The sequence below is a fragment of the Chitinophaga hostae genome, assembly GCF_018224885.1.
GTDB classification, from domain to species: domain Bacteria; phylum Bacteroidota; class Bacteroidia; order Chitinophagales; family Chitinophagaceae; genus Chitinophaga; species Chitinophaga hostae.
This window is the reverse complement of sequence record NZ_JAGTXB010000002.1, coordinates 361427-385022: the sequence shown is the minus strand read 5'-3', so window position 1 is coordinate 385022 and position 23596 is coordinate 361427. Positions and strand designations below refer to the sequence as shown.

The window sequence follows — 23596 nt, the reverse complement described above, 5'->3', positions numbered from 1 at the left end:
AGGCCTTCAGCCCTTCAAAAATCAACCAGGGATTTTCCCGGCCACATACATTTGTTCCATAGTTGGCGCCAGGGCACCACCTTTTTTCTCCAGGGTAATGGCAAACATTTGTGCTTTGCCGGTTACCTTCATTTTCTGGAGGAGGCTGGCCGTGTCACCCATTTCGAACACGCCCATATCAACTGGTTTGCCATCTACGATAGCCCAGAGTTGATACTGTTTGTCAGCGGTTGGTTCTGGCAGTTTATTAACTTTCAGATACACCTGCTGGCTTGACGGGTTCCAGAATACGGTGGCTAATGCTTCAGGGAACGCTTTGGTACCTGGCATCGGCACTTTCAATACTTTAGGATCCTGGATGATTTCCATAGATTCCTGCATTTGTTCTAAGCGGGTTTTGTAAAGATTGCTCTTTGACAAAATGGAGTTCTGAGATACGAGTAAAGACTGGTATTTGTCTTTGTACTCTCTGAATTCCTTGTACCGGTTAAAGAACACGTAATTGAGAATGAGACTGCCGACCAGCAACACGGCGGCGGCGGCGGCAATCCATTTCCAGGATGGACTTTTAGTTTCTTGCATGGATACTACTTTTGGTTGTTGCAGGTCTTCGTCGGGCACAGGCACACCCTCCTGCAGGTTTGGTTCATTATTGATTTGAGAGAATAAACTTGCTTTGATATCCGGTTGCGGATCTATACCCTGCATGGTCACATAGGTTTCCATACTGCGGCGGTAGGCTTCTACCTGCGCGGCCACAGCCGGGTATTGCGCCATGGCGGTTTCCAGCTCCCCTACCTCTTCATCGGTAGCGATGCCTGCCATGTATAGCTCAATAATTCCGGACGATATGAAATGTTGAGGGTCCACTATTACTAAAAATATTTACTTGTTTATAATGTTTCTCAATTGACTGATAGCGTTACGCATTCTTGTTTTCACGGTGCCCAAAGGAATCTCCAGTACCCTGGAAATTTCTTCCTGGGTACAACCTTTATAATATGCCAGATCTATCAGGGTACGCTGCTCCTTTGTCAGCTTCTCCAGTATACGGGAAAATCCTATGTAGTCGGTAGATGGGTGAACAGCCAGCGGGCCGTTAACAGCATGTACGTCGTCTATAATATTTTGGATTTTTTGTTCCAGCTTATGGGATTTGGAGCGAAGAATATCGATGGCAGTGTTACGTGCAATATTCAGCATCCAGGTAAAAAGCCGTCCTTTTTCCGGATCGTATTTGTCCAGGTGGCGCCAGATCTTTAGAAATACTTCCTGTAACACGTCTCCCGCAGAAGAGTTGTCGTTCAGTACTTTTACGATCACTCCGTATAATGCCGGTGAATACTGATCATATAAATAGCTGAAAACCTTCTGGTCGCGGGCTTTCAGGCCTTGCACCAGCTCATCTTCTGTATATGTTGGAGCGTATTCCAAAACAGATTGGATATAGTTTAGTCAGTGTTTGAATTGAAAACGGTTTTCAGTGCACAATCTAACGGTACATGGACATCATGACTTCAGTCTTCACGGATATTTCTCAACAGTTGTATGGTGGCTGAAAATAAATAATCAGGGGCTTATTTAATACAAGCATATACTGATTCCTGACAATCGGCAGATGCTCAAATGATCTCTTACTGCACTTTGGCTGACATACATACCTGGTCCATCGATGGTTCCTGGCTACCGCCTTTTCTTTCAAGTGTAACCGCAAAACCCTGGGCTACTGCAACGGCTTTCATTTGTTGTAATTGTTCGGAAACTTCGGCGCCGGTATTAAATACGCCGGCATCTACCAGTTTTTTATTGACGATTGCCCAGAGCTGGAACTGTTTACCGGCGGGAGGTTGCGGCATTAGCTGCGCCTGCAGGTAAACAGCCTGTGTGCGTGCATTCCATCCCACGGATACCGATTTACCGGCATAAGTGCCACCACCTTGTATCCGGGTCCATTTAAAGTCAGGATTGCTCAATGGGTCCGGATCTGCTGCAATGGGACTGGCTTGCTTTAAACTGGTTAATGCCTGTTGCTCTTTATCGGCCTCCAGTTTTTGTTTGGTGGCTATTAATGATTTATACCGGCTTTTGTAGTCTGTAGATTTTTGGAAGAAAAAGAAGTTCATGAACACGCTGCCCAGCAGTAATAAAACGATAGCAGCAGTAGCGATTTTCCAGATACGGTCAGACGATTTCCTGTTGGCAGGTAAATGTTTAACCAGTGTCTGGACCTCAGTTACTTTTTTTACAGGTGTTTTTCGGGCAACGGGCAGGCGCAATTCCTCCGGCAGCAGGTCATTGCCTTCTTCCGTATTTTCCTGGCGAATAATTTCTACCAGGCGTTCCCTGATTCCTGATGGAGGCGGAACAGCATAAAGTTGTACAAACCTTTCCTTGTCGAGCTGTAAGGAGTCAACCGCAGCTTTCACGTCGGGATATTGTAGCACAGCTGTTTCTACGTCACTCTGCTCCGACTCCGGCAACATACCGAATACGTAGCTTTCAAGAATTCCGGATGATATGTAGCGTTGTACATCCACTATTTCCTAAAATTACACTTGTTTTAAAAGCGTTCTTAATTGTATAATAGCATTGCGCATACGCGTTTTCACGGTACCCAATGGTATTTCAAGGGACTTGGCTATTTCTTCCTGGGTATGTCCCTTGAAGTAAGCCATGTCTATAATAATGCGTTGATCTTTCTGTAATTTTTCGATGACCTTGGTCAGCCCGAGGTGATCTACCGACAAATGTACCGCCAATTGCGGTTCATACATCAGCGCCACGCTGTTTACATCCTGTACCCGTTGTTCCAGTTTGTGATTTTTTGAGCGGAGACTATCGATAGCTGTATTGCGCGTTATATTCAACATCCAGGTGAATAAACGTCCTTTTGAGGCATCATAACGATCTATATTACGCCAGATTTTTACAAAAACTTCCTGCAGTACGTCTCCTGCTGCTGCTTCCTCTCCTACTACTTTGAGGGCTACCCCATATAACGCGGGTGAATAGTGGTCATACAAATAAGTAAATATTTTTTCATCCCTGGCCAAAAGGCCCTGAATCAATTCAACTTCAGTGTATGTTAAGGTCGCTCCCAAGTTTGAGGATATGGAGGTTATACTTTATGATACCAAAATAACGGGTTTTCTTTACATTACAAAATTATTTCCTATTTAGGGAAAGTCATTTTATAATCCACTCTGATTTTGCCTTTTGTGATATCATCCAGCTTGCTTTTCAGCATTCTGCGTTTTAATGGTTTGAGGTGATCAATAAACAATACGCCGTCAATATGATCATATTCATGCAGGATTACCCTTGCCGTTACACCTGTAAAAGTTCTCTCATGTGGCGTAAAGTTTTCATCAACATAGCTCAGGGTAACGGTTTCAGCGCGGTTTACATCTTCCCTTATCTTTGGTATACTTAAACAGCCTTCGTTGTATGCCCAGTCCTTACCACCGGTTTCCACGATATGTGCATTGATGAACACGCCTTTTACGCCTTCATCGCCAGGGTAGTCGTCCTTCTCGTCTTCTTCCAGGTTATGAATAATCTGTTCGCTATCTATCACGAAGAGGCGGATGGCTTTATTGACCTGGGGAGCTGCAATGCCCACGCCACTGGAGCCATACATGGTTTCCCACATATTGGCAATTAATTCCTTCAGATTGGGATATTCAGGTGTAATATCTTCTGCTACTTTCCTCAAAACCGGGTGCCCGTAAGCTACAATTGGCAAAATCATGTTCAAATACTTGGTTTAATCCGCGAAGATAGACATTTTCAGCTTCAGGGGATCTTTTCTTCCCCAATATTACGCTGATAATGCTGATTAAGCGGGTTTTTTATATATATTTTATTATATTTTGTTTTGCAGATACTCCTGCAGGATGATCGTGGCACTGATTTCGTCGACCAGGGCCTTATTACGGCGGTCTTTCTTCTTCAGTCCGCTATCGATCATGGTCTGAAACGCCATTTTTGAAGTAAAGCGTTCATCCACTTTCACCACGGGTATTTCGGGGAAATTCTTTTTTAAGATCCGGATACATTCGATCACCAGCGGGGTAGCATCGGTAGCGTTGCCATCGAGGTGCTTAGGTTCTCCTATGATAATGGTTTCCACCGGTTCGGTGGAGAAATACTTCTTCAGAAAAGGGATCAGTTCGTGCGTAGCAATGGTAGTAAGCCCGCTGGCAATCAACTGCAAAGGATCTGTTACAGCCAGTCCTGTTCTTTTCTTTCCGTAATCAATTGCCATTAAACGGGGCATGAAATAGATTTTAGGTGTTAGGTGTTAGCTTTAAGCTGTTAGCTTTTAGCTTTTAGCTTTTAGCTTTTAGGGAATGCGGCGGAGAGTAATTTTTGCCTCTACCGGTTTATACAAAAATGAGCATATCTGCAATGGCAAACACGGCAAAAACCACGCTGGCAATACCATTGGTGGTCATAAACATAATATTGACCTTACTGAGATCATCCGGCTTTACTAACAGATGCTGTGATACCAGCATCACCACAAATACGGCGGCGCCTATCCAGAAAACCCAGTGAAAATGACCGTTTATCCCGATAGTAACCACCAGGGCCGCTGCTATCACGTGTAACAGTTCCGAGAAACGCAGCGCGCCGGAAAGCCCCAGCCAGGCCGGGATAGAGTTTAATTGTTGTGATTTATCAAAATCCTCATCCTGCAGGGAGTAAATAATATCAAATCCGGATACCCAACATAACACCAGCAATGATACCAGTACCGGTAACAGGGCAAACTGACCCGTTACAGCCAGGTAGGCTCCAATGGGCGCCAGCGATAATCCTACACCCAGTACCAGGTGACAAAGGGCTGTGAAACGCTTGGTATAGCTATATCCCAGCACCACCAGCAACGCTACCGGCGAAAGGAAAAAACAAATGCGGTTTATAAACCAGGTGGTAACGATAAACAGCACCACATTGGCAATAATGAAGAAAAGGGCATTTTGGGGAGATATGATACCCGCCGGTATTTCCCTTTTCGCCGTTCTCGGGTTCAGCTTGTCAATATCCACATCCAGCCAGCGATTAAACGCCATAGCGGCACTCCGTGCAAACACCATACACAATATCACGAGCCCGAAGGTGGCCCAGCTAAAGCTTCCGCCTCCCCTGGTCACAGCCATGAAGAAGCCGGTAAGGGCAAAGGGCATGGCAAAGATGGTATGACTGAACTTTACCAGCGACAGGTATTTGTTAACCGTAGAAATCATGCTAGCTTTTAGGTTTTAGCTGTTGGCTTTTAGTATTAAAAAGACCGGCAGCTTTGAATGAATAGTATTTATTATACTGATAGTTAATATTGCGCTGATAGCTAAAAGCTAACGGCTAATTGCTAACAGCTTCACAGCTTTTAGCCTTTAGCTGTTAGCTTTTAGTGTTTAAAAGCCCCAACCGCCTTAAACTAATAGCTTTTATTGCACTGATAGCTAAAAGCTAACGGCTAATAGCTAACAGCTTCACAAAGATATCCCAAACCACAATACCGGTGCTCACCGAAATATTCAGGGAATGTTTCATCCCCAGCTGGGGAATTTCGATACAGCCGTCCACCAGCTTCATCACCTCGCCGTCGACCCCGCTCACCTCATTGCCAAAAACCAGCGCCAGCGGCTGATCTGCCGGTGGCTGGAACGCATCCAGCATATGACTGTTTACCGCCTGCTCGATGGCCATCACCTTGTAACCGGCTGTCTTCAGTTCCTGTACGGCACTCACCGTGGTATCAAAATACTGCCACTCCACCGTATCAGTAGCTCCCAGGGCTGTTTTGTTGATATCCCGGTGTGGCGGCACCGGTGTATAACCGCAAAGAATGATGCCCTGTACTAAAAAAGCATCAGCGGTACGGAATACGGAGCCTACATTATGCATGCTGCGTATATTATCAAGTACCAGTACTATAGGCGTTTTGTCGGCAGCCTTGAACTCGTCCACCGTTTTACGGCCCAGTTCATCCATGCTTAATTTTCTCATCACCTGCAAAGATAATAGGATGGGATGAGTTTTATATATTTGCGCCATGGCAAAAAGTAAAACGGAAGAAACACCGCTCATGCAACAACATAAGGCAATCAAGGACAAATACCCTGATGCCGTACTGTTGTTCCGTGTTGGCGATTTTTATGAAACGTTTAATGAGGATGCAGTTATAGCCGCCCGGGTTCTGGGCATCGTATTAACCAAAAGGGCCAATGGGTCCGCTTCCTATGTTGATCTGGCTGGATTTCCCCACCATTCATTGGATACTTATCTGCACAAGCTCGTCAAAGCAGGCTACCGCGTAGCCGTTTGCGACCAGCTGGAAGATCCCAAAACCGTAAAAGGCATTGTAAAACGCGGAGTAACCGAAATGGTCACCCCCGGCGTAGCTATCAATGATAAACTGCTGGAAAACTCCAGCAACAATTTCCTGGCGGCCGTACATTTTGGAGCCGATACCACGGGTGTATCTTTCCTGGATATTTCCACGGGGGAATTTTTTATAGCAGAAGGCAGCGAAGAATATGTGGATAAACTTCTGCAGAGCTTCCGCCCTGCAGAAGTATTGTTCGCCAAACAGCAGCAGAAGCATTTTAAAGCCACCTTTGGCAGCCGCTTCTATACTTACACCATGGATGAGTGGATATTCACCACCACCTATGCAGAAGAAATACTGCTCAAGCATTTCCAGACGCATTCCCTGAAGGGTTACGGGGTAGACGGTTTGCCTGCAGCGATCATTGCTGCCGGCGCCACGCTCCACTACCTGAAAGATACCGAGCACCCGCATCTCCAGCATATTACCCGCATGCAGCGCATCAGCCAGGAAGATTTTCTTTGGATGGACCGTTTCACCGTGCGCAACCTGGAATTGCTGAACAGCAGCGTGGAAAATGGACATACCCTCCTGAAAGTACTTGATAATACCGTGACGCCAATGGGCGCCCGTTTGCTCAAACGCTGGATGGTATTCCCCCTGCGCGATATCAAAGCAATTAATGAGCGGTTGGATACCGTGGAATACTTTATCAGGGAAACCGATCTTTCCAAATCACTGGTACATCACCTGAAACAAACCGGCGACCTGGAAAGACTGGTATCAAAAATCCCCCTGCGGAAAATAAATCCCCGGGAAGTGATGCAGCTGGCGCGCTCCCTCCAACAGGTACAGGAAGTACAAACATTACTGGCAGGCAGCAGCAACGACTACCTGAAAAGGCTGAACGAAAAACTGGACCCCTGTACTCCACTGCTGGACCGCATTCTCAATGAAATCATGGAGAACCCGCCGGTACTGGTAAATAAGGGAGGCTGTATTAAAGAAGGGGTGAACGCCGAACTGGATGAATTGCGCAACATCGCCAACAAAGGCAAAGACTACCTGTTACAAATTCAACAAAAAGAATCGGAAGCAACCGGAATCCCTTCCCTGAAAATAGCCTTCAACAACGTTTTTGGCTATTACCTGGAAGTGACCAACACCCATAAAAACAAAGTACCTGAGCGCTGGATGCGTAAACAAACGCTGGCCAATGCAGAGCGTTATATTACCCCTGAGCTGAAAGAATATGAAGAAAAGATTGTAGGTGCAGAAGATAAAATACAGGTGCTGGAAAGCAAATTGTTTGAAGACCTGGTGCTGGCCTTGCAGGAATTTATAAAACCAGTGCAGGAAGATGCACAGGTATTTGCGCGGATCGACTGCCTGTTATGCTTTGCGCAGAACGCTATCCAGTATAAATACCGTCGCCCTAATATTACCAATGGATTTGATCTCGTTATCAAAGAAGGGCGGCACCCCGTAATAGAAAGGGGTTTACCCGCCGGTGACACCTATGTAGCCAACGACCTGCAGCTGGACAAAGAAACACAACAGGTCATTATTCTCACTGGTCCTAACATGAGTGGTAAATCGGCCCTGCTGCGGCAAACTGCCCTAATTACCCTGATGGCGCATATGGGTAGTTTTGTACCTGCCACCAGCGCAGACATTGGTCTCACGGATAAAATATTTACACGCGTAGGCGCTTCTGATAACCTGAGCGGCGGTGAATCTACCTTCATGGTGGAAATGAATGAAACTGCCAGCATCATCAACAGTATTACCGCCCGCAGCCTGGTGATACTGGATGAAATAGGCCGTGGAACCAGTACTTACGATGGTATTTCCATTGCCTGGAGTATTGTGGAGTACCTGCACGATATGACGGAGCATCGTCCCAAGACCTTGTTTGCCACGCACTATCATGAGCTGAATGAACTGGAAAACAAACATGGCCGGGTGAAAAATTTTCATATCACCAATATGGAATCCGGTAATAAAATTATATTCCTGCGTAAACTGGCGCCGGGTGGAAGCCGTCACAGCTTTGGTATCCACGTGGCGCGGATGGCAGGTATGCCGCCGGAACTGATTAACCGTGCCAACGAAGTACTGGCTAACCTGGAAGAGAAACATATTGACGCGCCTTTGCAGAAAAATGTAAAGCAGCTCAGCACCCCCTCGCAGAAATTGCAGCTGAACATTTTTGATGCCCACAGCGATACTTTCAAGGAAATCCGTGAGAAACTGGATACAGTAGATATAAACCGGTTGACACCGGTAGAAGCATTGCTGAAACTGAGTGAGATCAAGAATATGATTGGATAAACTCTTTTGAACAGACAGATAAAAAAACGTCCCGGAAAATTCCGGGACGTTTTTTTATACTCACTAACCTATACGGTTATACTATTTTTTATCCCACCATACGCGGCCGGTAAAATCATTATCATTTGCTCCGTACTCCCCGGTTTTCTGCATATCAATGATTGCATTTCTCCAGTTGGTCTGGTTGGCAATAGACGGCTGAGGTAAAGCCCAGCGGCGCGGTATAGCTACCGTTTGTCCGGAAGATACCATTGGTTCCATTGGCAGGATACCATCTACTTTGGGAACGCCTGCCCTTTTCCATGCTCCCCATGCTTCCCATGGTGATTTGAAATGGTTCAGGAAGTTCTGGATATTGATTTTCTCCAGCAGCACATCTGTAGCTCCGGTAAAGGCAACCGCAGGGGTGGCGATATAAGCCTGCAAGGCCGCTGCATCGAGTGGTGCATAGTCCTGGATTTTTGCCAGGCTGCCCATTGCATCATATGCATTTACAGAAGCGGTGATACCTTTCTCATAATAGGTTTTCGCATCTCCTTCTGCCATGCCACGTACCGCCAGTTCTGCCAGCATAAAGCATTGCTCAGCATAAGTAAGAATAGGCTGTGTGTAGCGGGCTCCGTTGTTGGATCCGTTTTCGGCATCGAGGTTAAATAACCTGCGCTGAAGCGGAGATATTGTATCCGCATTTCTATTGATTGTTTTGCCGTTGAACACCATTGCATACTTCTTAACTGTAAATACATTACTGTAAGCAGGATTGGTTCTTTTATCGGGACTGGAAGGAAGCCCTACATAGCGGCGATCCACATATTGCGCAGTAGAGCTATAGATACCTGCCAGTTTCAGACTGTCGAACAGTGCTTTGGTATAACTGTTCTTTTCAAAGAACAGGTTCAGGCGAGGATCTTTGTTATCCACCATGTAATCCACCATGTTTTTGCTGGCAGACAGTGGGTTGTTATCCATTGACCAGTTACCACCGCGTGCAAAGTTGATAGCAGCAGAAACAAATTTCCATTCATCACCGTTTGATTCAAAAAGTCCTGCTTTGCTGGCTAATACATCCTTAGCCACTGCAGTTACTTTTTCAGGAGACCTTTTCAACAAGCGCATGGCAATCTTCAAACGAAGTACGTTACCTGCTTTAGCCCATTTGGCACCATCTCCGCTATAAAAGATATCATTAGCGCCATAACTTACCTGGGTAGGTAACCCGGAAGCCAGTGTTTCTACCGCCTTCTTCAATTCCGCATCCCAGGTAGCGAACATGAGCTCCTGTGTATCATATTTAGGCGTAAAATTAGCATCGCTGCGAGCCTGCCATGCCTCAGTATATGGAATACTGCCGTTGGCATCAGACACTCTCCAGGAAGAATATACTTTCAGTATCTGCGCAATAGCCACCAGGTTACTGTATTGCGCCTGCTGATCCTGTGGTTTCCTAGCTACTACATCCTGTATTTCTACCAGGTTACGGCCAATATTCTTATATAATGCGTTATAAAAATCGTTGGTATTAGTTGGGCTGAATAAACCGGTAGGAGATGTTCCCGGTGAAGCCACGCCAAACTGCATCCACTGCAACTGGTATTGATAAGCGTCGTAGAACCAGTCAAAGTCACGGTCTACAATGCTTTTCACGGATTGTGTAATTAATAATTCCGGTGGCGGATCTTGTGTGATGACCGGACTTGTATTCAGATCAGCGAAGTTCTTCGTACAGGAGCTCAGCATTAAGCCGGCCACTGCCACACCTATCCCCCATTTATTAACAGTTTTCATTTTCATTTTTTTTGTTGTTAAACGGTTATTAGAATCCTACCTGCACAGTTACGCCCATGTTACGAACAAATGGCACGGCGCCATATTCGGAGAATGCAGAAGTTTTGTTGTTACGTACTGCTTCCGGGTTAATATGATCCGGCAGGTTATTGAACAGGTAACCCAGGTTACGACCCACCAATGATACACGGAGGCTATTGAGCTTCCAGCGTTGAATCATATCTGTTGGGAGGGAGTAACCGAGAGATACTTCACGCAATGCCACATAAGAAGCATCAAATACAGAAGCCTCGCGGATACCGATACCCCAGTCGCCGATCATACCATAGTATTGCATTGGCGTAACGGGAGAAACATAACCTTTTTCGTAAGCCTGCTGGTAGGTCATACCATCCAACGTAATATTCTGGCCATCTTTATTGATCACAGTTCCCTGTGCAAACACACCATCCGGGATCATACCATCGTTACGTTTTACACCGGAACCGTCTGTATAGGAGATACCGCCGTGTTCAGCATCGCGGCCGTTCATGGTGTTAGCAGTATTACCTCTGCCGGTACCATACTGATGGGAAGCAGAGAAGAAGTCGCCGCCTATACGGGCCTGCACCAGCACACCGAGTGACCAGTTTTTATAAGTAAAGGAGTTTTGTAAACCGAGGTTAAAGTCGGGCATGATATTACCTACTATTCTGCGGCCACGAACAAATTTGTAAGGGAAATCGGAACCACCGAAAGTGATCAGGTTATTTCCGTTAGCATCCTTGGTGTAACCGTAGTCGGTGATCAGGTCGCCATAGGAACCGCCAACTTTGGCAATAGCTTGTACACCCTGATCTTCGTTGAGCTGCATCTGGTCTACTCCAGGTGTGAGGCTAACGATTTTGTTTTTGTTGCGGCTACCATTCAGGCTTACATCCCAGGTAAAGTTTTTGTTTTGTATTGGTGTGCCGTTGATCATTACTTCAATACCTCTGTTGATCATGCTGCCGGCATTAATATAGCGGGATACTACACCACTTTCAATGGTAGTTGGCAGGTTAATGATCTGGTTAGTAATGTTGGTACGATACCAGGCGACGTCAAAGCCTAAACGATTATTCAGGAAGCGTACATTTGCACCCAATTCCCAGCTTTTGGAGATAGATGGTTTCAGGTTCATGTTAGGCAGGATATCCTGGTTAAAGATATTTACCATTGGCAGGTTTTCACCTGTACCTGAGCCTCTGAAATAGTCAGAAGTGTAATAGCCCGTATTGATCTGGTATGGATCCAGGTCGCCACCCACCATTGCGTAGGAAGCGCGCAGTTTACCATAGTTTACCCACTCGGGCAGGTTATTTTTCAGTGTCTGGGTAAATTCCCAGGCAGCACTTACAGAAGGGTAGAAGTAAGAGTTCGTGGTATTTCCGAGGCTTCCCTTAGGATAAGTCAGCGCAGAAGACCAGTCGTTACGGCCGGTTACGTCCAGGAACAATTCATTGTTATAAGACAGGCTGGCTGCAAAGAACACAGAATTGATCTGTTTGCGGAGCAGCGGGTCGTTTTTAATCACCGATGCACCTGTGCTGTTGCTGATGTCATAAAGGAAAGGTATACGTAACCCTCCGCTGGTGTAGTTGTTGTATTGTTTACCGATACCGCTGTTCCAGGTTTCAGCTCCAAGGTTCAGGTTACCGTCGAATTTCTTACCCAATTTTGGGGTGATCATCGCCATACCGGTGAAAGTATACTGAGATTTGTTCACACCTGCAATAGAGTAAAAACCATCGCCGCCTGTAAAGTTGGTACCTGTACCTGCTTCCTTGCGTTCGTCGGTGCTTTGTTCAGAGCTAAAGTTGGCTTTACCTACAAATTTCAGCCAGTCGGTTGCAGTAGCCGTCAGGGAGAAGTTACCGGTGATCAGTGATTCCTTGCGGGACCAGCTGTTGTATGCCTGCTGGAAGAAGTAATCGGCGCCCGGATTGGTACTCAGGTTAGCACGACCACCTTGCGGGCCGGTGAAATTTTCCGGTTTGCTCCAGATTGCCGGATCGTAGTTACGTGGAAATACATATACCCATTTACGGCCAATATTATAGTTGGTGTAATCACCACCCTGACGATCAGGGTTCAGTGTTTTACTGGTAGCGTAAGTAACACCCGCATCTGCGCTCAATACTTTGGAGATCTGTGATGATCCGCGGAATGCGAAGGTATTTCTGCCAAAGCTGTTATTTGGAGACACACTGTTATTGTCCAGGTGGGAGTAAGATAAGCGGAAAGTTCCTTTATCGTTACCGCCTTCCATGGCTACGTTGGTGTTAAAATATTTACCTGTCTGATACAGGTCTTTCGCGTTGTTTGGTTTGGCAGTGTAGGGTACCTGCATGCCATTGGCGAGGGTTACCATGCTGCCGTCCATTTTAGAACCGAAGCTGTAACCACCTGCCGTATTATCATATTTACCATCGAGGCCCTGACCATAGGAGTTTTGCAGGTCAATAGCGCCGCGGTATACTTTTTCCATTTGTGCGGTCTGACTAACAGTAACGCCTATACCTTTCCTGGAAGTACCTTTTTTGGTGGTGATCAGGATGGCGCCGTTAATGGCGCGGGAGCCGTACAATGCAGTAGCAGCAGCACCTTTCAGTACGGTTACAGATTCATAATCGTCCGGGTTGAGATTTTTCAGTACGTTACCGAAGTTCACATCGTTGGCACTTTCATCATTTTCGAAGATCACACCATCCAGGATGAAGATGGGCTGATCTTTACCATTCAATGATTTGGCGCCACGCAGTACGATACGCGGAGCAGCGGCAGGACCGCCTGCTGCTGCGGAGATGTCCAGACCTGCTACTTTACCCTGCAGGGCTGATACCGGGTTGATGGAGTTGGTTTTTGCCACGTCCGCTCCTTTCAATTCTGTTACTGCATAACCAAGTTTACGCTGTTCGCGTTTCATGCCCAGTGCGGTAACTACTACTTCATTCAGATTCTTGTTGTCTTCTTTTAATACGATGTTTAAAGTAGTTTGTTCTCCAACAGCTACTTCCTGGTTGACAAATCCTATATAGGAAAATACAAGTGTGGCATTCGGCGCCAGCTGTACTTTAAAGGAACCGTCGGCTCCGGTCATCGCGCCATTCGCCGTTCCTTTTTCTTTTACTGTAACGCCAGGTAAAAGCGTTCCCTTTTCATCTTTTACGATTCCCGTAATAGCTTTCTTATCCTGCGCCCGTACAGCAATGCAGCAACATAAGAAAAGCAACGTGGTGAGAAGAAGTGATCTTCGCATAGCTTCCTTTTGGTTTAGTGAAATATAACAAGTGAATCAGACACATAAGCAATAAAGACACATAGTGTCCCCGCTATCACAGTTCCTGCATTGCACAGGAATCCTGATGATAATACGTAGTTTCCGTTTCCTAAATAAAAAATACTCTGTTTCCGTTTCCGTTTTCTAAATAAAATGGAATTACTCCATTGGCATTAATTGTAACGCTGACAGTACTGAAGTAGTAAAACGTTTTAGCAAAAAATCTTAAAAAAAAACCTGCGTATCGCTTTCACTTTTCAACTCACAACAAGTCTTCTATCTACTCAGAAATATCGATTTCAAACTTAGGGATAATTATGAGAAGTGCAAAAAAGATTTAACAATTTTTTTATTTCTGGTTAACAGCTCGTTAAGAAAGGGAAAATAATACTCTTCCTTATCAAAATAGCATTACAATGAGCGGGTACAATAAATTAAAAGTTGCTTAAAAAAATAAAAGTAGTCAATACGTTTAACCATTACGTTTATACTAAAAGCGATACAAAGGATGGCTGTTCGTTAAACGAACAGCCATCTTATTACTTACGTGAGGAAGATTCCCTGACAATGAGTTCCGGCGGTAATACCATTTGCTGCAGCGAACCGGAAGGATGATTCAATTCATTCATCAATACTTCCACGATATGTTTGCCGATTGTTGCAATAGGTTGCGAAACACAGGTAATGGATGGGCTATGCAGGCGGAACAGGTCATGATCATCGAATCCAACCAGGCCTATTTCTTTTCCTATCTGCCATCCGAGAGCGCGGATGCTTTCAATACCCGCAATACCAAGATAGTTAGTAGCAAAGAAAACAGCATCCAGGTCTTTTACAGATGTCAGGAATTTTTTTATTTCCGTATTAAAGGCTTCGCGATCAAGGTCAAAGGCCAAACGCTTCACCAGTGATTTGCTGAAGGGGATCTTATGATCTTTGAGTGCGGCGGTAAAACCATCCAAACGATCCTTCATCTGGGTTTGGTCGGATGCGATAGTAACAATAGCTATTTTTTTATAGCCTTGTTTCGCCAGGTGAGCGGTGGCATCATAAGCTCCTTTGAAATTATCGAGCACAACATAGTGGCTGTTTACATGCGGAAAGTAACGATCCATCAGCACCAGCGGTTTGGCGGCCGTTTGCAGGAGTTCTATTTCTTTATCCAGATTTTTAGTAGGCGTAATAATATATCCGTCTACCTGCCGGTATTTCAGTACTTCCAGGAGTCCTTTTGCTTTTTCGGTATTATCTTCTGTACTGCCATAGAGTACTTTATAGCCGTACTTATCGGCTTCATCCTCCACTACTTTTGCCAGGGAGGCGAAGAAGTTATTGGCAATATCTTCCACGATCAGACCGATAGTTTTGGTTTTTCCAGTACGCAAACCACGGGCAAGCTGATTGGGCTTGTATTTCAAACGGGCAGCAATTTTCTGGATTTTCTTACTTACCTGCTCACTAATCCTTTTCTCCTTTGCTTTGCCGTTTAGTACAAACGATACCGTTGTAGGAGATACCCCGGCTTGTTTTGCAATATCTTTAATAGAGATCCCTTTCATAGAAAAAAATGCTATATCGATTTAGCCTGCCGTAATTTACAAAATGAAGTTGGAAATTACGTTGTTGTACTAATTATTCCAAGCAAGTACTGAAAACTTATCAGTGTGCTTGTGTCAGTTTTGTATCACATAAAAAGGTTATTTTGGGGAGAATGATATTTTTTTAACCAATTTTTAATAATTTGGCAACATTCATAGGACGATCTTAATGCTACTCACCTGTAAGCCTCCCGTTCCACGAAGGGGGATTAATGGCTATGGTAATAAAGTATAGGACTGTCGCAGTAATATAGCAGCTTAAATTAATACATGAATGAAACCCATCCTTATTAAAGTTGGGGCTTTTGCCGATAATCAGATCACGATTATAGAGAGAAGTGATCCATATTTCAATACACCATTTCACTTCCACCCGGAGTGTGAGCTGGTTTATGTTACGGAGAGCCACGGGAAGAGAATAGTGGGGGATAGCATCGAGAGCTTTGAAGAAGGCGATATGGTGTTTCTTGGGCCTCATATACCTCATGTGTGGTATAATGAAGAAGAGTATTATAAGGGAGATGATAATCTGAAAGCCCGCTCTGTAGTGATCTATTTCCCGAAGGATATATTTGGGGAGAAGTTTTACGGATTACCGGAAACAAAAGCGCTCAGCGAGCTTTTCCACCGTGCCCAGCGGGGAATGAAAATTACCGGCGCCACCCATGAGTTGCTGAAACCTGAAATACTGGCCCTGCCCCGGAAAGAAGGACTGGACCGGATCATTTCCCTCCTGCATATATTAAAGACATTATCGGAAACGCGCGACTGCTATTACCTGGCCAGCACGGGTTATTCACATGCTTATAATGTAAAGGACAACCATAAGATCGATGAAGTATTCAAGTATGTAATGAATAACTTCTCCAAAGAAATATCACTGCAGGATGTAGCCAGTATCACTAACCTGTCGCCACAATCCTTTTGCCGGTTCTTTAAAAACCGCACCAAAAAATCCTTTGTACAGTTTCTGAATGAAGTGCGCATAGGCCATGCCTGTAAACGTTTAACAGAGGAAGACTGGTCCATCGCTGAAATCGCCTATTCCTGCGGCTTCAAGAACCTCTCCAATTTCAACCGCTTCTTCAAGGAGATAGTGGGCAAAACACCCAAGGAATACAAAAACGAGTTACGGCTAAAGGAAGCATGATAAAAATATAATTATTTTATATTTGGTTATTCAGTTATTTTAAAAAGTAGCTGCCCAAATATCAAAATATCAAATTTTTCTTCTTACATTCATTTTAGTAATTATCAACCAAAACGCTTAATTACTACTGTAATTCGATGTACAGCAGTTATTCAGATAACCAGTTAATATCGCTGCTAAAAAGCGATGATTGCGCTGCGTTCAATGCCATCTACGACCGCTACAGTAAACTATTGTATTTATTTATACACAGTAAACTGGATGCCGCGGAGATCAGCAAAGATGTGTTGCAGGAGCTTTTTATTTCCCTCTGGGAAAAGCGGCATTCAATGGTGCTGAAGGAATCGTTGAAAGCCTACCTCTACCAGGTAGCCCGCCATAAAATCATCGATATTTACCGGAAAAACGCTACTTACCGCAAATACCTGCAGCAACTGATCGAACATTTCGATGCGCAGCCGCATTCTATCACGGATACGGTAGACAATAAAGCCAGGACCCAGGAACTGTTTGAGGCCATTAATCACCTGCCGGAACGCATGAAAGAAATCTTTATGCTCAGCCGGTTTGAAAACCTCAGCGTAGAACAGATATCCACCCACCTTGGGCTGTCGCAGCAAACGGTTAAAAATCAGATTACCAAAGCATTGAAGATATTAAGGGCGAACTATGCCAAAACGGACCTGATCGTTCTTTTGCTGCTCCCTTATATTTTATCATAATATCAGCATCCGCTTTGCCCGCATGCCTGCATCCGGTGCAAAAACGATTAATCAATAAAAAAGAGGCGGGTACGATGGTACCTTTTCCACGTTATTACGACTTAAGAACACATAAAACGCCAACAGGTGGACACAGAACAGATAAAAATATTGCTGGAGCGATATAATCAGGGGAACTGCTCACCGGAGGAAGCGGCGATTGTAGATCAATGGTTTGAAAATATTAATCGTCACCAGTCCACCTACGTAGAAGAAAAGGAGCTCGACCAGGAACTTGATCAGATAAAACTACAGCTGAACCAGCACATAACACCGGCACCTAAAGTGCGCCGGATGCCTGTTCGTACCTGGTATGCAGCAGCAGCGGCCGCCATATTAGTAGCCGCCGGCCTCTTCTGGTTTAACCGCAGCCATACGCCCGCTACCACCGGCAACGGATCCACTCCGCTGGCGGCATTAAACAGTACCCGTGTGGTGAAAGATGGTTTTGTGGAAATCACCACGCGTAAAGGACAACCCAAAGAAAATATCACACTGGAAGATGGCAGTACACTGGAGCTCAACGCCGGCAGTAAAGTACGCTACCCCGAACATTTTGGCGACAGCAGCCGCACCGTGATCCTGGAAGAAGGAGAAGCTTTCTTCTCTGTGGCCACCGATCCGGCCAGGCGCTTTGTGGTAAATGCCGGTGAACTGGCTACCACCGCTTTAGGTACATCTTTCAATATCAGGGCCTATGCCAGCGAACATAAAGTGGTAGTAGCGCTTGTAAGCGGCAAAGTAAAAGTAGACCAGCTCAATAATAACGACCCTCAAACTGCGTCCCTGATCCTGCTTCCCAGCGAACAGATCAGCTACGACCGGGTATCACTGCATCTCGTAAAAACAAGTTTCAGCAAACCGGAAGAAATAACCGGCTGGAAACAAGGCTACCTGATATTTAAAGATGCCCCCTATAATGAAGTGGTTACCGGCATAGAAAATCGTTATGGCGTTACCGTTAGCAATGAAAGCGACAAAACAGAATGGAATTATAACGGCTCCTTCAAGAATGAAAACCTGAAAGAAGTATTGGATATCATTTGCCTGGCTAAATCACTTTCGTATACCATTAAAAACGACACCGTTCACTTGCAAAACAAAAACTAGTCCATATGAGGGTAAAGCCATGCCCCGTGAAATGGTTTGTATCCATGGGGTTGATGCTGACACTACTGTTGGCGGGGAGCTTGAACACAACGACTAGCGCAATCACGCAAACACCCGACCCGCCACCGACCGTTGTCACTATCCAGGTAAAAAATAAAAACCTGGAAGACGTAATGACCGAAATTTCGGTAAAAACAGGACTAAACTTTCATTACGACAAAACTGATCTTAACCTGAAGAAAAAGATAACGTTAAACTGCACCAAAACACCGATCGACGAAGTGCTCACGTTAATGTCAGTTCAATCCGGATTAAAGTTTACCCGCATCAATAACAAAATAATCGTAGGCGCAGCAATTGACACCGGCCCATCACCCACTGTAGATCTGCTGAATCACGTATCACTGGAAAGAGAAATAAGAGGAATAGTACGCGATAATAAAGGCACGCCGCTTCCCGGAGTTACCATTCAGATCAAACATACCAATAAGGGTACCCAAACAAACGCCGATGCTGGTTTTACACTAAAAGCCAGCACCGGCGATATGCTTGTTTTCAGTTCTGTGGGGTTTGTAACCCGTGAAGTGCCGGTAGGCACGGAAGAAGAGATTGACGTACGGATGCAGGAAAATGTGAAAGCGTTGAATGAACTGGTAGTAACCGCACTGGGCCTGCAGAAAAAGGCTAAAGAGCTCCCCTACTCCACGCAGCAACTGGACGGCGACGATCTGCAACTGGTAAAAGATGCCAACGTGATTAATTGTCTTAACGGGAAAACTGCCGGCGCCACCATTACCCGCAGCGCATCCGGCATTGGCGGCTCTGTGAGAGTGGTACTGCGGGGCAACAAATCTACCCGCGAAAACCAGCCGCTGTATATCGTAGATGGCGTTCCGTATGCCAACTATACCCCTTCCCAGCCAGCCGATGTATGGGGACAATCGCACAACATCATCGGCGCCGGTGGCAGAGATGGTGGTGATGGCATCTCCAATATCAACCCCGACGATATTGAGAGCATCAGCATACTCAAAGGCGCTTCCGCAGCAGCGTTGTACGGCAGCCAGGCGGCCAACGGCGTGATACTCATTACCACCAAAAAAGGTAAACCCGGCCGAAGCAAAATTGATGTTTCTTCCGATTATACCCGGGAAACACCTTCCCTCCTTCCTTCGTTACAATACCGTTACGCACAAACAGATCCCCCGGGTCCGGACCGTATAGGTACACCGCAACCCGGTTCCCTCGGCAGTTGGGGAAAACCAGTCCAGGTTCCCGACCACGTAAAAAACTTCTATAACACCGGTTCTACCTTTACCAATACCATCGCCTTCAGCGGCGGCACCGAAACAGCACAGAGTTATTTTTCATACGCCAATACCACCAACAAAGGCATACTGCCTACCAATAAATTTAACCGGCACACCGTCAATTTACGCGAAACATTAAAACTGCTGAATGAAAAACTCGTAATGGATGCCAACGTATCCTTTACTGCCCAGAATACCGAAAACAGGCTTTCTTCCGGCTTGTATTACAGCCCCATTTCCGGCTTATATACTTTTCCCCGGGGGCAGGATTTTGATTATTATAAAAACGACTTTGAATACTACGATACCAACCGTAACCTGTACATGCAGAACTGGTGGAATATCCGCAACGATAAAAAGTGGATAGGGCAGGATGACCAGCAAAATCCCATGTGGGCATTGCTGCGGAATCTTCGGCTGGATACGCGTTACCGGGGACTGGCCACCTTATCGCTCACCTGGCAGTTAAATGACTGGTTATCTGTAAAAGGACGCGGGAACTTTGACAAATCGCTCGATCAGTACGAGCTGGAAGCCTATGCCGGCACACAGATTGTGCTGGCTGGATCCAACGGCCGGTATACATTGGAAAAGGAATTCAATACCCAGTTGTACGGCGACCTGATGGTGACTGCCAGCGGGAAGGTAAACAAGTGGCTGCACCTTGCCGGTAATATAGGCGCCAGCATCACAGACACCCGGGCACATGAACGCACCTTTAACGGCTCCAACCCCAATGCTGATCCGGGTTTGATCTATCCCAATAAATTTTCTGTCTCCAACATTCTCAGCACCTCTATGGATGCGCAACATAGCGTGGATCAGAAACAACTGCAGGCATTGTTTGCCAACGCACAGATCGGGTTTAAGAATTTCCTGTTTCTCGATCTGACCGGCCGTAACGACTGGTCCAGCACTTTTGCTTTTACTTCCACGCGCGATAAAGGATATTTCTACTATTCTGCCGGTTTATCGGCTGTATGGAGCGATATGTTTAAAATGCCGGCGGCCATAGACTTTCTGCGTTCCCGTATTTCCTATGCCAGGGTGGGCAACGATATTGCCGCCTACTCTTCGCGGCCCGCCTCTTTTTCTTTGCAAACAATTGCCGGGGTGAGCCGGGTAGTATTGAACCAGCGGATCCTTTACCCCGGGCTTTACCTGGAACCGGAAGATAACCGGGCTTTTGAGATTGGCCTGGAAACACGTTTCCTGAAAAACCGGATCACTGCCGACATCACCTTCTACAAAAACAACAACTACAAGCAATACATGGAAGTGCCTGCGCCCCTCGGTTACAAGTACAATACCTATTATCTGAACATGGGTAATATACAAAACCAGGGCTGGGAGGCCACACTTACGTTAGTGCCTATACGTAATAAAGCTGCTTCCTGGACGAGTAGCATTAATTTTGCTGCGAATAAAAATAAGATCGTCTCCCTCTCGAATTCCAGGATCATGGGCGCCGACACCAGCAGCATGTTTGTGCTCACCGATTTTGGCGTTAATATGTTTGGCTCCTTTATTATGGAAGGCGGTTCCTGGGGCGATATTTATTCCAACAAGGAACTGGTGCAGAACAACAAAGGAGAATACATCCTGGATGCAGCAGGCAAACTGCAAACACGGAACGCTTTTAAAAAAGTAGGCAATCCTAACCCGGATTTTACCCTGGGTTGGAATAACAGCATCGACTATAAGAATTTTAACCTGAGCTTTCTGATAGATGGTCGTTTTGGCGGTAAAGTAATGAGCGTAACCCAGGCAGTACTGGATTGGTACGGCGTAAGTGAAGTAAGCGCAAAAGCACGTGATAAGGGTGGTGTAAATATCCCGGTAGTAAATAAAGATGGCAGTGCCTACTACGGGAAAATAGATGCACAAACATACTATACCACCATTGGCAGCAGGGCAGGTATCGGTGAGATGTATATGTATGATGCCACCAATATCCGCTTACGGGAACTAAGCCTCAGTTACCGCATCCCCTTAAAGTGGAAATGGATCCGCAATATGCGCATGGGTATAGTAGGCAGGAACCTGTTCTTCTTTGAGTTACATGCGCCATTTGATCCGGAGGTTTCCATGGGTACCGGTAATGGTTTGCAGGGTGTAGATGTATTTGGGTTGCCTCCTATGCGAAGCATGGGTATCAACCTGAGATTAGGAATTTAAAATTACTCACAAATGAAAAGCTGGAAAATAACCACATTATTTGCCCTGGTGGCTGTTATGATGGGCAGTGCATGCACGAAGAGATTTGATGAGATTAATAAAAATCCTTATGATTTTGATGAAGATGAATTAAAGGCCGACTACCGCCTGATGGGGGAACCATTATCGCAGGCGCAGTTAAACCTGCTTATTTATAACGATCCGCCTACTGCACAGTTGCAGCAGAACCTGAACGCAGATGTGTTTTCCGGCTATATGATGGCGCCTACTCCGTTTGAAGGCAATATCAATAACACCAACTACGGACTGCTATATTACTGGAATAACCGTCCCTGGGAAGTAACGTATAACAACGTTATGAAAACCTGCGATTTTGCGCAGATGAAATCCAAAGATACCTTCACCGATTTTTATGCGTGGGCACAGATCATTAAAGTGGAGGCCATGCACAGGCTCAGCGATATTTATGGTCCTATTATTTATACCAAATACGGTATCATGAATGACGAAATGGGTATTGATTATGATTCGCAACAGCAGGCTTACTATGCCTTTTTTAAAGACCTGGAACAAGGTATAGATACGCTCACCGCTTATATCAACAGGAAAGCACCGCAACGTATACAGGCATTTGACCTGGTGTACAAGGGTGATTATACCCAGTGGGTGAAATTCGCCAACACCCTGCGTTTGCGCCTGGCAATCCGTATCTCCGGTGTAGATCCTCAAAAGGCTAAAGCAGAAGGCGAAGCGGCCCTTAATCATCCGTTGGGATTACTCCAATCATCGCCCGACGACAATTTTGCGGTGAACATTGCACCTGTTACGCATCCGCTGAACATCATGTGCTATACCTGGGCGGACCTGCGGATGAGCGCCCCGATGGAATCCATTCTTACCGGTTACAAGGATCCCCGGCTGTCGCATTACTTTGTACCCACCGACGACAATGTGCATGTATATCATGGTATACGCAATGGCATTAAGATTTCAGCGAAAGAAGAATACAGCGGTTTTTCTTCTCTCGTAAGATTTGATAACAAAATACTTTTTATGACAACAGCGGAAGCCTGGTTCCTCAAAGCGGAAGCAGCACTTTATGGCTGGAAAGGTGCAGGCACGGCCGCTGCAAACTATGCAGCCGGTGTAGCAGCTTCTTTCAAACAATATAATATCAGCAATGTTAACAACTACCTGAATAATGCGGTGGATAAACCTAACCCCTATATTGATCCACAAAATGCAGACAACAACATACCGGCTGGCGACAAACACTTAAGCACTATTACCATAAAATGGAATGAAGGTGATAGTCCGGAGCGAAAGCTGGAACGTATTATCACCCAGAAATGGATTGCCATGTTTCCTGAAGGACAGGAAGCCTGGAGTGAATTTCGCCGTACCGGGTATCCCCGTTTATTCCCGGTGGTGATTAACAATAGTAATGGTACTATTCCTACCGAAAAATTTATTCGCCGCTTACCTATGCCGCAAAGAGAAACGAGTACAAATCCACAGGCAGTGGCCCGTGCAGTAGCCACCCTGAAGGGTCCCGATACAGGTGGAACACCGCTCTGGTGGGACCTCCGGTAGGATCTTAAAAAAAGTTAAAAATTTTTTAAAACAGGATAGTACTATTCATAACTATATACGACTCCTTCTCTGTAGCGCAACATTTCAGCGCTGATTTTAGCTATGCTGCCTGTTAAGCGAGAACGTTATAAAAAACAAC

At 45.6% G+C, this 23596-nt stretch carries 17 protein-coding genes; 6 read left to right on the top strand and 11 right to left on the bottom strand.

Annotated elements, in window-relative coordinates:
* Positions 1–21: 21 nt before the first annotated feature.
* From KE626_RS05830 to KE626_RS05795, 8 genes are all read right to left on the bottom strand, one after another.
* Positions 22–825 carry an anti-sigma factor gene (locus tag KE626_RS05830; protein WP_211971922.1) on the bottom strand — a complete coding sequence of 268 codons (804 nt, stop codon included), beginning with the start codon at positions 823–825 and terminating at the stop codon, positions 22–24.
* Positions 826–885: 60 nt separating this feature from the next.
* Positions 886–1434: an RNA polymerase sigma factor gene (locus tag KE626_RS05825; RefSeq protein ID WP_211971921.1), complete on the bottom strand. Its 549-nt coding sequence runs from the start codon at positions 1432–1434 to the stop codon at positions 886–888.
* Between the two features lie 200 nt (positions 1435–1634).
* A complete protein-coding gene (locus KE626_RS05820) occupies positions 1635–2537 on the bottom strand; it encodes an anti-sigma factor (RefSeq protein WP_211971920.1) in 903 nt (300 codons plus the stop codon).
* Between the two features lie 12 nt (positions 2538–2549).
* Positions 2550–3023: an RNA polymerase sigma factor gene (locus KE626_RS05815; RefSeq protein ID WP_249207290.1), complete on the bottom strand. Its 474-nt coding sequence runs from the start codon at positions 3021–3023 to the stop codon at positions 2550–2552.
* A gap of 149 nt (positions 3024–3172) precedes the next feature.
* The gene (gene def / locus KE626_RS05810) at positions 3173–3751 is read right to left on the bottom strand and encodes a peptide deformylase (RefSeq protein WP_211971918.1); all 579 of its coding nucleotides are present in this window, start codon (positions 3749–3751) and stop codon (positions 3173–3175) included.
* A 114-nt stretch (positions 3752–3865) separates the two neighbouring features.
* Positions 3866–4279 carry a Holliday junction resolvase RuvX gene (gene ruvX / locus KE626_RS05805; RefSeq protein ID WP_211971917.1) on the bottom strand — a complete coding sequence of 138 codons (414 nt, stop codon included), beginning with the start codon at positions 4277–4279 and terminating at the stop codon, positions 3866–3868.
* Between the two features lie 106 nt (positions 4280–4385).
* On the bottom strand, positions 4386–5252 hold the full coding sequence (locus tag KE626_RS05800; RefSeq protein WP_211971916.1) for a UbiA-like polyprenyltransferase: 867 nt from the start codon (positions 5250–5252) through the stop codon (positions 4386–4388).
* A 223-nt stretch (positions 5253–5475) separates the two neighbouring features.
* Positions 5476–6015, bottom strand: coding sequence for an RNA methyltransferase (locus tag KE626_RS05795; RefSeq protein WP_249207288.1), 540 nt, complete (start codon positions 6013–6015; stop codon positions 5476–5478).
* Between the two features lie 46 nt (positions 6016–6061).
* Here KE626_RS05795 and mutS point away from each other — a divergent pair, with 46 nt between their 5' ends.
* Positions 6062–8671, top strand: a complete 2610-nt coding sequence (gene mutS, locus KE626_RS05790) for a DNA mismatch repair protein MutS (protein ID WP_211971915.1) — start codon at positions 6062–6064, stop codon at positions 8669–8671.
* Between the two features lie 81 nt (positions 8672–8752).
* On the opposite strand, the gene KE626_RS05785 is transcribed toward mutS, so the two are convergent.
* The 3 genes from KE626_RS05785 to KE626_RS05775 all read right to left on the bottom strand — a co-directional run bounded on the left by KE626_RS05785 (position 8753) and on the right by KE626_RS05775 (position 15316).
* Positions 8753–10456, bottom strand: a complete 1704-nt coding sequence (locus KE626_RS05785) for a SusD/RagB family nutrient-binding outer membrane lipoprotein (RefSeq protein ID WP_211971914.1) — start codon at positions 10454–10456, stop codon at positions 8753–8755.
* 28 nt (positions 10457–10484) lie between these two features.
* Entirely contained in the window at positions 10485–13736 is a 3252-nt protein-coding gene (locus tag KE626_RS05780; RefSeq protein ID WP_211971913.1) for a SusC/RagA family TonB-linked outer membrane protein, read from the bottom strand.
* Positions 13737–14296: 560 nt separating this feature from the next.
* Complete coding sequence (locus KE626_RS05775; protein WP_211971912.1) at positions 14297–15316, bottom strand: LacI family DNA-binding transcriptional regulator; 1020 nt, start codon at positions 15314–15316, stop codon at positions 14297–14299.
* A 313-nt stretch (positions 15317–15629) separates the two neighbouring features.
* Between KE626_RS05775 and KE626_RS05770 the strand changes: the two genes are divergently transcribed.
* The 5 genes from KE626_RS05770 to KE626_RS05750 all read left to right on the top strand — a co-directional run bounded on the left by KE626_RS05770 (position 15630) and on the right by KE626_RS05750 (position 23457).
* Entirely contained in the window at positions 15630–16505 is an 876-nt protein-coding gene (locus tag KE626_RS05770; protein WP_211971911.1) for an AraC family transcriptional regulator, read from the top strand.
* Between the two features lie 137 nt (positions 16506–16642).
* Entirely contained in the window at positions 16643–17227 is a 585-nt protein-coding gene (locus tag KE626_RS05765) for an RNA polymerase sigma factor (protein ID WP_211971910.1), read from the top strand.
* A 126-nt stretch (positions 17228–17353) separates the two neighbouring features.
* Positions 17354–18376: a FecR family protein gene (locus KE626_RS05760; protein ID WP_211971909.1), complete on the top strand. Its 1023-nt coding sequence runs from the start codon at positions 17354–17356 to the stop codon at positions 18374–18376.
* A gap of 5 nt (positions 18377–18381) precedes the next feature.
* Positions 18382–21864, top strand: coding sequence for a SusC/RagA family TonB-linked outer membrane protein (locus KE626_RS05755; protein ID WP_211971908.1), 3483 nt, complete (start codon positions 18382–18384; stop codon positions 21862–21864).
* Between the two features lie 12 nt (positions 21865–21876).
* A complete protein-coding gene (locus tag KE626_RS05750) occupies positions 21877–23457 on the top strand; it encodes a SusD/RagB family nutrient-binding outer membrane lipoprotein (protein WP_211971907.1) in 1581 nt (526 codons plus the stop codon).
* Positions 23458–23596: the final 139 nt, after the last annotated feature.

Excerpts from the sequence above, each read along its gene's own strand:
- mutS (WP_211971915.1), top strand. The coding sequence starts at position 6,062 with ATGGCAAAAAGTAAAACGGAAGAAACACCGCTCATGCAACAACATAAG.
- def (WP_211971918.1), bottom strand. The coding sequence starts at position 3,751 with ATGATTTTGCCAATTGTAGCTTACGGGCACCCGGTTTTGAGGAAAGTA.
- KE626_RS05830 (WP_211971922.1), bottom strand. The coding sequence starts at position 825 with ATGGCAGGCATCGCTACCGATGAAGAGGTAGGGGAGCTGGAAACCGCC.
- KE626_RS05795 (WP_249207288.1), bottom strand. The coding sequence starts at position 6,015 with ATGAGAAAATTAAGCATGGATGAACTGGGCCGTAAAACGGTGGACGAG.
- KE626_RS05785 (WP_211971914.1), bottom strand. The coding sequence starts at position 10,456 with ATGAAAACTGTTAATAAATGGGGGATAGGTGTGGCAGTGGCCGGCTTA.
- KE626_RS05755 (WP_211971908.1), top strand. The coding sequence starts at position 18,382 with ATGAGGGTAAAGCCATGCCCCGTGAAATGGTTTGTATCCATGGGGTTG.
- KE626_RS05780 (WP_211971913.1), bottom strand. The coding sequence starts at position 13,736 with ATGCGAAGATCACTTCTTCTCACCACGTTGCTTTTCTTATGTTGCTGC.
- KE626_RS05800 (WP_211971916.1), bottom strand. The coding sequence starts at position 5,252 with ATGATTTCTACGGTTAACAAATACCTGTCGCTGGTAAAGTTCAGTCAT.
- ruvX (WP_211971917.1), bottom strand. The coding sequence starts at position 4,279 with ATGCCCCGTTTAATGGCAATTGATTACGGAAAGAAAAGAACAGGACTG.
- KE626_RS05770 (WP_211971911.1), top strand. The coding sequence starts at position 15,630 with ATGAAACCCATCCTTATTAAAGTTGGGGCTTTTGCCGATAATCAGATC.
- KE626_RS05775 (WP_211971912.1), bottom strand. The coding sequence starts at position 15,316 with ATGAAAGGGATCTCTATTAAAGATATTGCAAAACAAGCCGGGGTATCT.
- KE626_RS05765 (WP_211971910.1), top strand. The coding sequence starts at position 16,643 with ATGTACAGCAGTTATTCAGATAACCAGTTAATATCGCTGCTAAAAAGC.
- KE626_RS05750 (WP_211971907.1), top strand. The coding sequence starts at position 21,877 with ATGAAAAGCTGGAAAATAACCACATTATTTGCCCTGGTGGCTGTTATG.